A 14,150-nucleotide genomic window follows, 5' to 3' on the forward strand; every position below is an offset into this window, starting at 1 on the left:
ATCTGAACATTTATGCTTGTTAAAATAAATGCTAGCTTCGTTATTGATTTTGCAATTAGAACAACTAGTTACTGCAATCAATGCCTCGCTTTCATTTATTTTTCCTGACGCCTAAACAGATCATTTAATTAATCCAATTGGCTATGTCCTAGTTAAATGAGGCTATACTGTGTTTGTGTACAGATGTTATTGTAAGGTTCTATTATGAATACTTCATTTGAACAGCTTGAACAATTAACCAGCCAGTTAGCCATTGAACAAAAACGCCTTTTAATCAATCTATTAGAAGGCCAAGTCTCAGGAAAAACCTGTCTAGATGTATTGACAATGCATAGAGACTGCGCCTCTAATTGCCCACATTGTCAATCTCAAGCGATAAAACGCAATGGGAAGGTTAATGATCGGCAACGCTACCTTTGTAACTCGTGTAAAAAGAGCTTTATGTCTACTTTTAATACACCATTTTATCGCTTAAGAAACCCAGAAAAATGGTTAAGTTATTTAGGTTGCATGATTAACAGTCTGACAATACGCCGCAGTGCCAGAGATAGTAAGGTAACCAAAAACACCTCATTCTTATGGCGACATCGATTTCTTAACTTATTGAATATACAGTCAGATACACACTTATCCGGTATTGTTGAAATGGATGAGACAATGTTTAGATACTCAGAGAAAGGGAGTCGCCATTTAACACGTGCAAGGCATAAACGCGGTAAAGATAAGGCGGGAAGAGGTCGGGCAAAGGGAGATTGGGTTGCCGTGCTGGTCGCTCGAGATAGGCAGCAGCAAACCTTTGACAAACGGTTAGTAAGTGCGACAGGAGAAAGTCTTTTTCAACTATTAAAAAATCATATTGATAAAGACTCTGTGATTTGTAGTGATGGTTTTCGTACATACGGTGTATTAGCAAGAAAGTTAAACATGGAGCACAAATCAATTAACTTAACGAGAGGGATCCGCGTAAGAGAAAAAGTCTTCCATATTCAGAATGTTAATTCATATCATGGAAGACTTCATAGTTGGATGCAGCGCTTTCACGGTGTAGCAACTAAGTATTTGGATAATTACCTTAGTTGGTTTAGGTTCTTTGAATCAAGTGATAATCCCAACGAAAACAGTTTTTTATTGTTACAGACACAGTTAATTGGGACATAGCCAATCCAATTGGTATTATTTTAGCCTCTTAACCTGATTATTTTTTCACTCCTTTATCGCCCTTCACTCGCGGCGATGCTCCTGACTTCCTTTTTTCTGCGTCATGTCTGCCTCTAACAGACTAGATTGGCATTAGCACAATCCATGCGATATAGTCGATATTACATGCAAACAATAATATTAATCAAAAACCAATAATTTATTTGTTTGACTTTACAGCGTCGATAACTATTCTGGCGCGTCAAAATCACCACGCAGGTGATATCATCTTAATGTAGGAACGCAAATGAAAGATACAACTTCACTTGATGAACTTCGTGATAGCTATAATGTGCGTCACTGGAGCCAGGGTTACTTTGGTATTAATGATGAGGGTAATGTTTATGTTGCTCCTAAACAAGACAATCCGGATCATTCAATTGTTCTCAGTAGCATTGCTGAAAAAATACAAGCCAAAGGCATGTCACTGCCGGCTTTAGTGCGTTTCCCACAGATCATCCATCAAAGGGTGAATAACTTATGTGAAGTATTTAACGCGGCAATCGAACAATATAATTACGATGAAAAATATTTATTGGTCTACCCGATTAAAGTAAATCAGCAGCGTGAAGTTGTTAATGAAATTTTAGCAAGTCAGTACAATAAAGAAGTTAAGCAGCTTGGACTTGAAGCCGGTAGTAAAGCAGAATTACTAGCGGTACTGGCACTGGCACAAAAAGCCTCATCGGTGATCGTCTGTAACGGTTATAAAGACAGAGAATATGTGCGTCTGGCACTGATCGGTGAAAAACTGGGTCACAAAGTACATATCGTTCTGGAAAAAATGTCTGAACTGGAGATGATTCTCAGTGAAGCCAAAAAACTTAATGTTGAACCCCGCCTTGGTCTGCGTGTGCGTCTGGCCTCACAGGGTAAAGGCAAGTGGCAGGCAAGTGGCGGCGAAAAATCAAAATTTGGTTTATCGGCATCACAGGTATTAACAGTACTTGAAGTATTAAAAGAAAATAACCAACTGCACACCCTACAGCTTGTGCATTTCCACTTAGGTTCACAAATTGCGAATATCCGCGATGTGCGCTTAGGGGTAAGTGAAGCAGCTCGATTTTATTGTGAATTACGCGATTTGGGTGCGGAAATTAAATGTATGGATGTGGGCGGCGGATTAGCTGTCGATTACGATGGTACTCGCAGTCAATCGCACAACTCGATGAATTACAGCTTAGCGGAGTATGCTAACAATATCGTTTATACCATAGGTGATATTTGTAAGAGCTACGATCAACCTGTACCTATGATTATTTCAGAATCAGGTCGTTCGCTGACCGCCCATCATGCGGTATTAATTTCCAATGTAATTGGTGTTGAATCTTACGAGCCCGAACAGCTTAAAAAACCACATAAAGATGATTCACTGTTACTGAAAAACATGTGGCAGTCGTGGGAGCAGTTACATACCCGTAATGACGATCGCGCGTTGATTGAAATATATCATGACACGCAGAATGACCTTGCTGAAGTACACAGTCAATTCGCATCCGGGTTAATTAATTTGTCACAACGCGCATGGGCAGAGCAGGTCAATTTGCGTGTCTGTTATGAACTCAATGAGTTAATGGATAATAAAAATCGTTTCCATCGTCCTATTATTGATGGTTTAACAGAAAAATTAGCGGATAAATTTTTCGTTAACTTTTCATTATTCCAATCATTACCAGACAGCTGGGGGATCGACCAGGTTTTCCCTGTACTGCCTTTAAACAATTTAGAATCGGAAGAAAAGAGACGTGCCGTTTTACTGGATATTACCTGTGATTCCGATGGTTCAATTGAGAATTATGTGGATGGTCAAGGGATTGAAACTACCCTGTTAGTGCCACGCTGGCAGGAAGATAAACCTTATTTAATGGGCTTTTTCCTGGTCGGTGCTTATCAGGAAATTCTCGGTGATATGCATAATTTATTCGGAGACACACACTCCGCAGTGGTCATGATAGACGATGATGGCGAAGCTGAAATAACAGAAATAAGTGAAGGAAATAGCGTTGAAGAGATGATGCGCTATGTGAATTTAAATTCGGAAGAGTTCAAAGAAACCTATGCCGAATTAGTGGATAAAAAATTAGCGGTTGAAGAGCGCGAAACTATTTTTGATGAACTGGTTGCCGGTTTACAGGGTTATACCTATTTAGAAGATTTTTAGGTCGGAGAAAGAATTACAATGAGTGATATTTTTAATCAGGTCGATAATTCCATTTACTCAAATGCGATGACGTTTTTACGCGTGCCGCTGGTAATGGATCCCATTGCCGCTGAAGCTGATATTGCGGTCTTGGGTTTACCCTTTGATATAGCGACCAGTGGGCGTTCCGGGGCGCGGATGGGGCCAACAGCGATCCGTCAGGCATCGATCAATCTTGCGTGGGAAGGTAAACACTTTCCATGGAAGTTTAATCTGCTTAAAAAAAGCAAGGTGATCGATGCGGGAGATTTAGTGTACAGCACCGGTGACGCTGCTGAATTTACCCAAAAAGTGGAAAAGGCCGCAACGCAGTTACTTGCTTCCGGAAAGACTCTGGTTTCATTGGGTGGGGATCACTTTGTTACTCTGCCGTTATTGCGTGCTCACCACCAAAAGTTTGGCGAAATGGCTTTAATCCATTTTGATGCCCATACCGATACTTATGATAACGGCAGCGCCTATGATCACGGCACTATGTTTTATCATGCGCCTAATGAAGGATTAATTGATCCGCAGAAATCGGTACAGATAGGCATCCGCACCGTTTTTAATGAAGCCAACCACGGATTTAATGTGATTGATGCACCGCAGGCAAATGATATGAGCGTGGAGCAGATCAGCACACTGATTAAAGAAAAGGTTCAGGGGATGCCCGTTTATGTGACCTTTGATATTGATTGTTTAGATCCTGCTTTTGCCCCCGGTACAGGTACCCCTGTCTGCGGCGGATTAAGCACCGATAAAATTTTGAAAATACTGCGCACATTAACAGATATTAATATTGTCGGTATGGATGTCGTTGAAGTTGCACCGGCCTACGACAACAGTGAGATCACGGCATTAGCCGCGGCCACTATCGCGCTGGAATTAATGCATTTGTGGACTGTACAAAATAAGCAGGTGTAAGGTTATAAGCAAACTGGCTTGACATAAAAAATCCGCTGTTATAATGCAGCGGATTTTTAAATAAAAAAGGTTGCTTGCGTCTTTTTCAAACAAGCAAACAAATAGAGTTATTCTTCAGCTGCCTGCTCAGTTTTGCTTAACTCCTGCTGTTTTTCAATCAAAGCATTTTTTAACACCATAGCTTCAATTTCTAAACCATATAAATTTTCATCCCAGTTAACACCGGCAAACACCTGTTGCTTTTGCATACCGTCTAACCAGGATTCTAAAAACACCGGTAGCGTAATAGCCTGCACTTTATAGTCAGCCCACTCTTCATTTTGTAATTTTTCAGCTAAGCTTACCTCTGACCAGAACAGATACACAGCAGTGGCATCTTTATTGTCATGAGCATGGCAATTAGCCCAACCTAAGTTTTCATCATACAGACCAAATAATTCATCCTGTAAGCTAACCTGCTCAACAAACATTTCCGCGTTGTTTAAATATTGCTCTTTCATATTATTTCTCTGTATTTGCCTGCTCTATATTTTTCTGGTCAAGTTTTTTTTCCAGCTCAGTAAACTTTGCTTCCATCTCCGCTAATTTTTCACGGGTACGTAATAAAACATGCGTTTGCACATCAAACTCTTCACGGCTGACCATATCCAGCTTACCCAATTGTGCTTGTAATATCTGCTTGATTTTACGATCCGCTTCTTCGCCAAGGTTTTTGACACCGACCGGCATGGCATCACTGATCTGTTTGGCGATTTGTTCTAATTTTTGTGGGTTAAACATGATAGCTCCTTAAATTAATCTTCTATTGTAAACCCGCCTTTTGTTAATTTCTATGTAAATTTGTTAACCACGTTGCGCTCCTCCGGATCTCCCTCAGCGGAAAATAAATGCGCTAAATTTTTCTGCGTTCTACTTCAAACAAAACTAAAAAAGACAAAGCTAAATAAGAATATACGCATAAAGCTTGATCTAATACAGCATTCGCTTAATTAATCATTTACACAACCAATAAGCACATTAATTTAGTGCTACTTTTGATGTAAGTGTTTTTATCCGCAGACGGAATTTGCCATGAAATACAAACTAGTAACAATATTAATATTGTCATCCTGGCTGGGGCTCCCCCCCCTTGCCAGCGCAGAAAAAAACCAAAATTCAGTTACAAAAAATGCCAATATGACTGCGGACCATGCAAAATTTGAGATACTGGATCAGGATTTTGATTATGCACCCGATGTCACCGAAGCTTGCCTGGAATGTCATACCGAAGCCGCCAAACAGGTTCATCAGACCTTCCACTGGAAATGGGCTGAAAAAGTAGATGGCGTGATGGTCGGTAAAGGCCAGAATGGTTTTAATAATTATTGTGTTTCCGCACGTGGCAATGCAAGTTGTATGCAGTGTCACGCAGGCTATGGCTGGCGCAACGATGACTTTGATCATGCAGCGGAAGAAAACGTTGACTGCCTGGTTTGCCATGATGGCACCGGTACCTATAAAAAATCAGCCGCTACCTCAGGCCACCCCTATTATGAAGATACTCAGTTAGGCGAATTTCTTCAACCTGCGGTTGATTTAAAAGCAGTAGCCAAAAGCGTAGGAGAGCCGCAACGGGAAAACTGCTTATCCTGTCATGCAAATGGTGGCGGTGGTAATGGCGTTAAACACGGTGATACCGATATGTCCCTGGTTGATCCGGTACATTCTCTTGATGTGCATATGAGCCCTGAAAAACTCAATTTCAGCTGTCAGACCTGCCATAAAACCAGCGGTCATGAAATCGCAGGCCGCTACAATGGTAAAACATCCTTTATTGACCATGAAAAAGATATGGGAAGAATTGAGCGGGATGGTAAAAATGTCTCCTGCGAGTCATGCCATGGTGCAACACCACATGAAATCCGTGAAATTGACAATCACACCGCTAAAGTTGCCTGTACCTCCTGCCACATTCCAGAAATGGCGCGCGGCCCTTACCTCACCAAATTAAGCTGGGACTGGTCTACCGCCACGCAGTTAAAAGATGGTAAACCTTTTACTGAAGAGAAAATTTTCGATGGGGTAGAAGCACACAGTTATATGAGTAATAAAGGGGACTTTACCTGGGGACGTAATGTGACACCGCAGTACCGCTGGTATAAAGGTGAGTTAAAACAGAAAACCCTGCAGACAGTGATTGATCCCGACGCCGCACCGATTGACATCAACCCGCCAACGGGTGACTACAATGATCCCGATGCGCGGATCTGGCCCTTCAAAGTACATAAAGGCAAGCAGCCCTATGATACGCAGCACAATCGAATTCTGCCTATCAAGCTATATGGCAAGCAGGGTACAGGTGCATTATGGAGTGAATTTGACTGGCCCAAAGCACTCACTGCCGGCGCTGAAAGTAATGAGGTTGCCTTCAGCGGCAAGTTTGATTTCATCGAGACAAACGGCTTCTGGCCAATCAAGCATATGGTTGCTCCCGCCGAAGATGCGGTTAAATGTGTTGCCTGCCACTCCCGGGACAGCCGCTTAACTGGCTTAAATGATTTCTACTTGATTGGCCGGGATAGCAATACCTGGGTGGAAGTCTTCGGATTTTTAGCCGTGTTCGGCGGCTTGTCCGGTGTGATTGGCCACGGCGCTTTACGCTATATCAGCACCCACAGAAGAAAAAATCAACAGACTTATTCGCAAGGAGAGAACCATGAGTAATACAACAGGTAGCAAAATCGTGGTTATTTTTAAACGCTTCGAACGTTTTTGGCACTGGGCACAGGCCCTGATGATTTTAATTCTGCTGCTCACCGGCCTGGAAATGCACGGATTGTTTCAGTTGTTTGGCTTTGCTTCTGCTGTTCAGACCCACAATATCACCGGCTTTGTCTGGAGCGGTTTACTGGTGCTTATTTACACCTGGATTTTAACCACGGGTGAATGGCAGCAATATTTTCCAACCTTAAAAGGCGTTGAAGGCACGCTTCGATTTTATTTATGGGGCGTCTTTAAGGGAGAAAAACATCCGCATCATATGACCCCGGAAGATAAATTCAATCCGCTGCAACGCTTGGGTTATGTTTTTATTTTATTTGTTCTGCTCATTGTGCAGGTGATCAGCGGTTTCGCTTTTTACTTCTTTGCGGATCTGCGTGCAGCCGGAATCATCGGCCATGTCGATCTGATTGCTATTGTGCACACCCTGAACGCTTATGCCCTGCTCAGTTTTGTGGTGATTCATCTGTACATGATCACTTTCGGTGAGAAATTAACTACCCATATAAAAGCCATGCTCACCGGTAAGGAAGAGATAAACACGGACAAAGCCGAATAACAACTTACTACAAAAAAACTAGGAGAAAAAATATGAAAAAACTGATTATGTTAACCCTGGGTTTAGTACTGACATTCAATGTCTTTGCTGATGCCGCTAAAGGGCAGAAATATTACCTTAAATATTTAAGGTCGCATTTTCAAATAAATGGTCAGGAATTTGCCAGTCAGCACCTTAAAGTGGAATGGAAGCGTCTTTTTAAAAATGACGGACAACGTTTTATTAAAGAGTACTCAAAAAAATATCCGCAATCTGCCGAGTTCTTAAACAGCGATACTTTTCAGAAAATAGCGCCCGATGTGCATGATTTTACAATTAAATATGCAGCAGACAGCGGTGAACTGGCAAGCTGTAATTAACTGCCATGATCAACCAACATTTATTAAAAATGACAACAACTTGAATACCTCGTTTAAACAATATTAATAAGACAAGGATGAAACTATGAACAAACTAAGTGTAATAACCACAGCTGTTCTTATGGTGCTCTCCGCGCCAGTGTTGGCGGATCAGGCTGAAGATATTGCTGAATTAAAAGAGCAGATCAGAGAGTTACAAACCAAAATGGGCGGCAGTAATTTGAAGTTTAATGCAGATTACCGCGTTACCATGGACAATATTGAATATAAGATGGCCGATGGCACAAAGGCTGAAAATAATGCGCTCCTATCCAACAGATTAGAGATAGGCATGGGCTACCAGCCTTTTGATAATCTGGTTTTTCATGGTTTGCTTTCTTATAACAAAGCCTTTGGAGAAAGCTTTACTGAAACAGGCAATAGCAATTTTGACTGGGTTAGCAATGAAAATCTCGGTGATAACGGCCTGAATGTCAAAGAGGTTTACATGTTATACCTTGGTGATCAGTTTTTCGGTAACGAGCAGATCCCCTGGACAGCCAGCCTCGGCCGCCGCCCTTCCACTAATGGTTTTCTTGCCAATAACCGCGAAGGTTACGATTCACCTAAATCCCCCTTAGGACACTCAATTAATGTGGAGTTTGATGGTTTCAGCCTGAGTACCAAGCTTGATAAAGTGACTGGCATCAGCGGCATGGATGCAAAACTCTGTGCCGGTCGTGGTCTCAGTTCTCAGACCAGTTCTCGTTTTAGTTACAATGGGACTGATTATGCTGATATCGAAGGCGGCATCGATGACATCGATATGATTGGTTTAATCGTCACCCCCTATAATGACGGCCAGTATGATATTAAAGCGCAGTACTATTTTGCCAATAATATGATAGGTTATGATGTGAATAATATGAATGCAGGATTCCAAGATTTTGGGAATCTGCAGAACCTGACCTTGTCGATGCAGGTTAACGGTGTAGGGGAATTTATCAATGATTTCCTCGATGATACGGTGCTGTTTGCATCCGCTTCCGCTTCACAAACCCTGCCTAAAGACGGCATGGCGATGCTCGGATCGACCGATAAAGAGACCGGCTACTCATACTGGATTGGGGCTACATTCCCGGCGTTCTTTGAGGGTGACCGCTTTGGTCTGGAGTATAACCACGGCTCTAAATACTGGCGCTCATTTACCTATGGTGAAGATACTCTAATAGGTTCAAAAATTGCGGCACGCGGCAATGCCTATGAAGCCTATTATAACATTCCAATTATTGGTGAAACATTGTACTTCCAGTTGCGTTATACCTATATCAAATACGATTATACCGGCAGTAACGGATTCTTTGGCAGCGCAAGCGGCACGCCAATGGCGATGGCTGACGTTAGCGCATCTGATTATGCTGGTATGTATGTCGAAAGCGCTCAGGATATACGCGCAATGATCCGTTACAATTATTGATTTGAGCATAATGCTAAGGCATAAACAGCTTGCTTAATACTGCTGTTTATGCCCTTGTTACATCTGCCCCTATTTAACCTCCCCCTGGATAATGAAAGCGTAATACACTTTAATATCAGAAGGTTAAGGTTTTCATCTTATACTGTGCTGTATCGGTTTGCTTATCTAGAATTGAGGTTATCTAAATATGCCGTCACCCATCTGATCAATAAAGGTTTTACACTTTGAAAGGGTTAATTCGGCAGCCTGCTCGGCGTTTGCAAGCGTGTCAGAACGGATAAAGCGATGCTGCTTATGCGCTTCCCCTTCTCCCTTTTCGATAATAGCCGCAACACGGAATTGTCCACCATCTTTCATTGGCTGTGGGGTAATAGTAAAACCTTTATATTCAGTCGCCGGGAAGACCGCTACAGGTGTGGGTTTGGCAGTGAATAATTGTGTTATGTTTTTAAAAAATCCCATGTTATCCCTTTATTTTTGATAGCAAACCATCAGGTTTATTTTTTCCTGTGTTTCAATAATACCAACCTGTTTTTAATATTGATAGCAGTCTGCATAACCACCTGGGCAACCATTCTGCAGACTGAATGACTCTGTTAACCAGACAAGCTGTAAGTAGATTTCACCGAACATTAAAGGCTGTTAGCACTGCGCTCGGTTTTACACTCATAAGAGCCCATTTCGAACTCCCGGCAAATCCAAGGGCGCTGTTCGTAAATGGTACACATCAAGGTCTCACGGTCCAATGCCGAGCACCAACCATCTTCTAAACGCAGCATCGTTGCACCGCCCCACTGATCCACAGCAATATGCTCATCGGGTACGCCCGTTTCCGAGATAATCATCACCTCCAGACGGCAACAACAAGCCTGGCAATTAGCGCAACTGATTTCAGCTTCCGGCAGATTTTTTACTTTAATATCGGTCATCAAAACTTACTCCTCAACACAGCCGATAAAGGCACTGATTAATGCTTCATTAACACGGGTTTTAGGACAGCAGATCCCTAAATCAAAAGACTGCAGACGGATCGGGGTGAGCAGATTCTGCACACGCTCGCGTACCGGGCTGTTTTCAACCACAACATCCGGCGCGATCCCCACACCACAACCCAGTGCAACCATACTCACCAGTGCCTCATGTCCTGCTACTTTGGCATAAATTTGTGGTTTACCAACCTTTAACAGCCGGTACCAGTTATCAAAGCGACGCCGGATAGCGCCATGCTCAGGCAAAATAAAAGCGACATTTCGCCAGTCTATTTTCGCCTGGCTCACCTGCTGCGTTACTGAACAGGGGATTGTCGGGGCGATGATAGACAGCGGTATCTCTGCCAATTTTATAAAGTGTAAGCGCGGGGATAAATTATCAGGGTGCGCTGTAATAGCAAAATCCACCTGATTATCCAGGACCTGATCAACTGCGATAGCACTATCCCCGGTGCTTAGCTTAATTTCAACCTTAGGATGTAAACGTCGAAAGCGCTCTAAAATAGGCGGCAAATGGCTGTAAGCAGCGGTCACTGAACAATATAAATTGATCTGCCCTTCCAGTTCACTTTTACTTTGATTGATAGAACGCTTGAGCAAAAGCCATTGCTCAATCTGCTCCATAGCAAAGTGTTTAAAGACCACGCCCGCTTCGGTTAACACCACAGAGCGGTTATCGCGAATAAACAACGGGGCACCTAATTCATCCTCAATACGCTGAATACTGCGGCTCAAAGTTGACGGACTAACGTGCATCGCCTGCGCGGTTTTAGAAAAGTGCAAACTGTGCGCCAGATGAATAAAAAGCTGTAAGGATTTAATTTCCATATAATGACACTTTTATTTCACAGCGGGAAGATCCTCCCGGCTCCCCCATTCTGACCAGGAACCATCGTAGACAGCGATATTCTGGTAGCCGGAAAGTGTCGCAGCCAATGCTAAAATACAAGCCGTTACACCAGAGCCGCAACTGAAGATAACCCTTTTATTTTTAGGGGTAATTACTTCAAAAATTAACGCCAGCTGATAAGCATCTTTCATTTTATGATTGTCAAGCACAGCCGCTGAGGGTAAATTTTTTGCGTTTGGTATATGCCCTATACGTATACCCGCTCTTGGCTCCGGGGCTTGTCCCTGAAATCGCGCTGACGGACGCGCATCAATAATACACTGCTGATCTGTTTTTGATGCCAGCAGCACCTCCTCTGCACTACAGATTAACTCGCTTTGATAGCGGGCAATAAAATCACCTTTTGTAACAGCACAAACTGAACTGCCACTTGCAACAGGTAAAGACTTTTCCAACCAGGCGGGGAAGCCGCCATCTAATACGGCGATATTATCAAATCCCATAGTTTTGAACATCCACCATACCCGTGGGCTGGTAAACATACCGATGCTGTCATAAACCACAATGGTACTATTTTGATTAATGCCGAGATTCTGTACGGAACTTTGAAAGTCCGATTCACTGGGTAGCATATGCGGCAAAGTGCTTGCCAGATCACAAATTTCGCGGTCAAAATCAAAAAAACGGGCATTAGGTATGTGCTGTTTAAACCATTCCAATTTTCCATCACGCTTCACACTGGGCATATGCCAGCTGCCGTCCAGAATCACCAAATCAGGATGGTTGAGGTTTTTTTCTAACCAGCTTAATGAAACCAATGGGCCGGGGACTTGCAACACGGGCATAATAAATCCTTATGTTAATAACAAGAGTCAAAATCCAGACGTTATGTGAGTTTTTTTTAAAATCAATAGGCTTGTAAAAAAAACGTGAGATCAGACAAGCTCCCAAAGCTTAAATTTATATTTCAAAATTTGCAACACAGTATTGCCAATATATCATTTTGCGCAACATTATTTATGCGCTATAGTTAGCCCGTCAAAAAAAGTCGGCGATATAAATAGATAGTTATCGCGCTTTATCCCCTATTAACATAATTTTTTGGAGTACCCTGCAATGGCTAACTACTTTAATACCCTACCTCTACGTGAGAAGTTACATCAATTAGGTCAATGTCGTTTTATGGATCGCAGCGAATTTGCTGACGGCAGCGAAGCCCTAAAAGGCAAAAAAGTAGTTATTATCGGTTGTGGCGCACAGGGCCTGAACCAGGGTTTAAACATGCGTGACTCCGGCCTGGACGTTTCTTACACTCTACGTGCTGAAGCAATTGCTGAAAAACGCCAATCCTGGAAAAATGCAACGGAAAATGGTTTCACAGTAGGTACATACGAAGAGCTTATCCCTACAGCGGATCTTTTATGTAACCTGACGCCTGACAAACAACACACTGCAGTTGTTGGTGCGGTTATGCCGTTAATGAAAGAAGGCGCAACACTTGCTTACTCTCACGGTTTCAATATCGTTGAAGAAGGTATGCAAATCCGTGAAGATATTACAGTTATTATGTGTGCACCTAAATGCCCGGGTTCTGAAGTACGTGAAGAATACAAACGTGGTTTCGGTGTACCGACTTTAATCGCCGTGCACCCGGCAAATGATCCTCAAGGCCACGGTCTTGCATGGGCTAAAGCATACGCATCTGCAACCGGTGGTGACCGTGCGGGCGTATTAATGTCATCTTTTGTTGCTGAAGTTAAATCTGACCTGATGGGCGAGCAGACAATCCTTTGTGGTATGTTACAAACCGGCGCAATCCTTGGTTATGAAAAAATGGTTGCTGATGGTATTGATCCAAGTTACGCGGTAAAACTTATCCAGTACGGTTGGGAAACAGTCACTGAAGGCCTTAAATACGGCGGCATCACTAATATGATGGATCGTCTGTCTAACCCGGCTAAAATCAAAGCATACGATATGTCTTTAGAGTTGAAAGAAATTCTACGTCCGTTATTCAACAAACATATGGATGACATCATCGAAGGTGAATTCTCGAAAACGATGATGGCTGACTGGGCAAACGATGATGTTAACCTGCTAAAATGGCGCGCAGCAACAGCTGAAACTGGTTTTGAAAAACAGCCAGCCGGCGATATGCAGATCGATGAGCAGGAGTTCTACGATAACGGTATCTTCCTAGTAGCCATGGTTAAGGCAGGTGTTGAACTTGCGTTTGAAGCAATGACAGCATCAGGTATCATTGAAGAGTCGGCTTACTACGAATCTTTACATGAAACTCCGCTTATCGCTAACACCATTGCACGTAAAAAACTTTACGAAATGAACGTAGTTATCTCTGATACTGCTGAGTACGGTTGTTACCTGTTTGATCACGCAGCAAAACCTCTGCTTAAAGATTTTGTGAACTCACTAAGTACTGAGATGTTAGGTAAACCACTAACGGTTAAAACTAACTCTGTTGATAACGCGCGTTTAATCGAAGTGAATGAAGCAATCCGCACTCACCCTGTAGAAATTGTTGGTAAAAAACTACGTGGTTACATGAAAGACATGAAAACTATCGTTGCAGCTTCTCTATAAGCTAATTTTAATTAATATTAAAAAAGCCGGGATTTAATCCCGGCTTTTTTGTATCTGCCCCCCTTCCACTTCAACAAACACTTTCAACATCATCAATAATACCAATTCCGTTAATTAGATGATCTATTTAGGCGTAGGAAAAATGGATGAAAGCAAGGCATTGATTGCAGTAACTAGTTGTTCTAATTACAAAGTCAATAACAAAGACTAAAACGTAGTTTTATGTCTAGCTAGCATTCATTTTAACAAGCATAAATGAATAGATAATTATCG

General features: G+C 42.4%; 14 protein-coding genes. 8 read left to right on the forward strand and 6 right to left on the reverse strand.

Annotated features, from left to right (window positions below):
• The first annotated feature begins 204 nt into the window (after positions 1-204).
• The 3 genes from ABZA00_RS12500 to speB all read left to right on the forward strand — a co-directional run bounded on the left by ABZA00_RS12500 (position 205) and on the right by speB (position 4,303).
• Positions 205-1,158 carry an IS1595 family transposase gene (locus tag ABZA00_RS12500; protein WP_372882499.1) on the forward strand — a complete coding sequence of 318 codons (954 nt, stop codon included), beginning with the start codon at positions 205-207 and terminating at the stop codon, positions 1,156-1,158.
• Positions 1,159-1,444: 286 nt separating this feature from the next.
• Positions 1,445-3,358: a biosynthetic arginine decarboxylase gene (speA, locus tag ABZA00_RS12505; RefSeq protein WP_372882500.1), complete on the forward strand. Its 1,914-nt coding sequence runs from the start codon at positions 1,445-1,447 to the stop codon at positions 3,356-3,358.
• An 18-nt stretch (positions 3,359-3,376) separates the two neighbouring features.
• A complete protein-coding gene (speB, locus tag ABZA00_RS12510; protein ID WP_372882501.1) occupies positions 3,377-4,303 on the forward strand; it encodes an agmatinase in 927 nt (308 codons plus the stop codon).
• Positions 4,304-4,410: 107 nt separating this feature from the next.
• Here the strand turns inward: speB and ABZA00_RS12515 are convergent, their stop codons facing one another.
• Positions 4,411-4,803 (reverse strand): DUF2750 domain-containing protein, encoded by a 393-nt coding sequence (locus ABZA00_RS12515; protein ID WP_372882502.1) that lies wholly within the window; start codon positions 4,801-4,803, stop codon positions 4,411-4,413.
• A gap of 1 nt (position 4,804) precedes the next feature.
• Positions 4,805-5,083 carry an accessory factor UbiK family protein gene (locus tag ABZA00_RS12520; protein WP_372882503.1) on the reverse strand — a complete coding sequence of 93 codons (279 nt, stop codon included), beginning with the start codon at positions 5,081-5,083 and terminating at the stop codon, positions 4,805-4,807.
• A gap of 291 nt (positions 5,084-5,374) precedes the next feature.
• Between ABZA00_RS12520 and ABZA00_RS12525 the strand changes: the two genes are divergently transcribed.
• The 4 genes from ABZA00_RS12525 to ABZA00_RS12540 all read left to right on the forward strand — a co-directional run bounded on the left by ABZA00_RS12525 (position 5,375) and on the right by ABZA00_RS12540 (position 9,437).
• The gene (locus tag ABZA00_RS12525; RefSeq protein WP_372882504.1) at positions 5,375-7,006 is read left to right on the forward strand and encodes a tetrathionate reductase family octaheme c-type cytochrome; all 1,632 of its coding nucleotides are present in this window, start codon (positions 5,375-5,377) and stop codon (positions 7,004-7,006) included.
• Positions 6,999-7,622 carry a cytochrome b/b6 domain-containing protein gene (locus ABZA00_RS12530; RefSeq protein ID WP_372882505.1) on the forward strand — a complete coding sequence of 208 codons (624 nt, stop codon included), beginning with the start codon at positions 6,999-7,001 and terminating at the stop codon, positions 7,620-7,622. The genes ABZA00_RS12525 and ABZA00_RS12530 overlap by 8 nt, the downstream gene beginning before the upstream one ends.
• A 32-nt stretch (positions 7,623-7,654) precedes the next feature.
• Entirely contained in the window at positions 7,655-7,981 is a 327-nt protein-coding gene (locus ABZA00_RS12535; RefSeq protein ID WP_372882506.1) for a hypothetical protein, read from the forward strand.
• A gap of 85 nt (positions 7,982-8,066) precedes the next feature.
• The gene (locus ABZA00_RS12540; RefSeq protein ID WP_372882507.1) at positions 8,067-9,437 is read left to right on the forward strand and encodes a DUF3373 family protein; all 1,371 of its coding nucleotides are present in this window, start codon (positions 8,067-8,069) and stop codon (positions 9,435-9,437) included.
• Between the two features lie 177 nt (positions 9,438-9,614).
• Here the strand turns inward: ABZA00_RS12540 and ABZA00_RS12545 are convergent, their stop codons facing one another.
• The 4 genes from ABZA00_RS12545 to ABZA00_RS12560 form a co-directional block, all read right to left on the reverse strand.
• On the reverse strand, positions 9,615-9,899 hold the full coding sequence (locus tag ABZA00_RS12545) for an HlyU family transcriptional regulator (RefSeq protein ID WP_372882508.1): 285 nt from the start codon (positions 9,897-9,899) through the stop codon (positions 9,615-9,617).
• Between the two features lie 170 nt (positions 9,900-10,069).
• On the reverse strand, positions 10,070-10,366 hold the full coding sequence (locus tag ABZA00_RS12550; RefSeq protein WP_372882509.1) for a YkgJ family cysteine cluster protein: 297 nt from the start codon (positions 10,364-10,366) through the stop codon (positions 10,070-10,072).
• A 6-nt stretch (positions 10,367-10,372) separates the two neighbouring features.
• Positions 10,373-11,254, reverse strand: coding sequence for an HTH-type transcriptional activator IlvY (gene ilvY / locus ABZA00_RS12555; RefSeq protein WP_372882510.1), 882 nt, complete (start codon positions 11,252-11,254; stop codon positions 10,373-10,375).
• Positions 11,255-11,266: 12 nt separating this feature from the next.
• On the reverse strand, positions 11,267-12,121 hold the full coding sequence (locus ABZA00_RS12560; RefSeq protein ID WP_372882511.1) for a sulfurtransferase: 855 nt from the start codon (positions 12,119-12,121) through the stop codon (positions 11,267-11,269).
• Positions 12,122-12,392: 271 nt separating this feature from the next.
• Here ABZA00_RS12560 and ilvC point away from each other — a divergent pair, with 271 nt between their 5' ends.
• Positions 12,393-13,877, forward strand: coding sequence for a ketol-acid reductoisomerase (gene ilvC / locus ABZA00_RS12565; RefSeq protein ID WP_372882512.1), 1,485 nt, complete (start codon positions 12,393-12,395; stop codon positions 13,875-13,877).
• The last annotated feature ends 273 nt before the right edge of the window (positions 13,878-14,150 follow it).

The sequence above is a fragment of the Psychromonas sp. genome (genome assembly GCF_041586535.1).
Classification (GTDB): Bacteria; Pseudomonadota; Gammaproteobacteria; order Enterobacterales; family Psychromonadaceae; genus Psychromonas.

Coding starts and splice junctions, on each gene's coding strand:
- ABZA00_RS12500 (WP_372882499.1), top strand. CDS start 205: ATGAATACTTCATTTGAACAGCTTGAACAATTAACCAGCCAGTTAGCC.
- ABZA00_RS12530 (WP_372882505.1), top strand. CDS start 6,999: ATGAGTAATACAACAGGTAGCAAAATCGTGGTTATTTTTAAACGCTTC.
- ilvC (WP_372882512.1), top strand. CDS start 12,393: ATGGCTAACTACTTTAATACCCTACCTCTACGTGAGAAGTTACATCAA.
- ABZA00_RS12550 (WP_372882509.1), bottom strand. CDS start 10,366: ATGACCGATATTAAAGTAAAAAATCTGCCGGAAGCTGAAATCAGTTGC.
- ABZA00_RS12535 (WP_372882506.1), top strand. CDS start 7,655: ATGAAAAAACTGATTATGTTAACCCTGGGTTTAGTACTGACATTCAAT.
- ABZA00_RS12560 (WP_372882511.1), bottom strand. CDS start 12,121: ATGCCCGTGTTGCAAGTCCCCGGCCCATTGGTTTCATTAAGCTGGTTA.
- speA (WP_372882500.1), top strand. CDS start 1,445: ATGAAAGATACAACTTCACTTGATGAACTTCGTGATAGCTATAATGTG.
- ABZA00_RS12515 (WP_372882502.1), bottom strand. CDS start 4,803: ATGAAAGAGCAATATTTAAACAACGCGGAAATGTTTGTTGAGCAGGTT.
- ilvY (WP_372882510.1), bottom strand. CDS start 11,254: ATGGAAATTAAATCCTTACAGCTTTTTATTCATCTGGCGCACAGTTTG.
- ABZA00_RS12525 (WP_372882504.1), top strand. CDS start 5,375: ATGAAATACAAACTAGTAACAATATTAATATTGTCATCCTGGCTGGGG.
- speB (WP_372882501.1), top strand. CDS start 3,377: ATGAGTGATATTTTTAATCAGGTCGATAATTCCATTTACTCAAATGCG.
- ABZA00_RS12540 (WP_372882507.1), top strand. CDS start 8,067: ATGAACAAACTAAGTGTAATAACCACAGCTGTTCTTATGGTGCTCTCC.
- ABZA00_RS12520 (WP_372882503.1), bottom strand. CDS start 5,083: ATGTTTAACCCACAAAAATTAGAACAAATCGCCAAACAGATCAGTGAT.
- ABZA00_RS12545 (WP_372882508.1), bottom strand. CDS start 9,899: ATGGGATTTTTTAAAAACATAACACAATTATTCACTGCCAAACCCACA.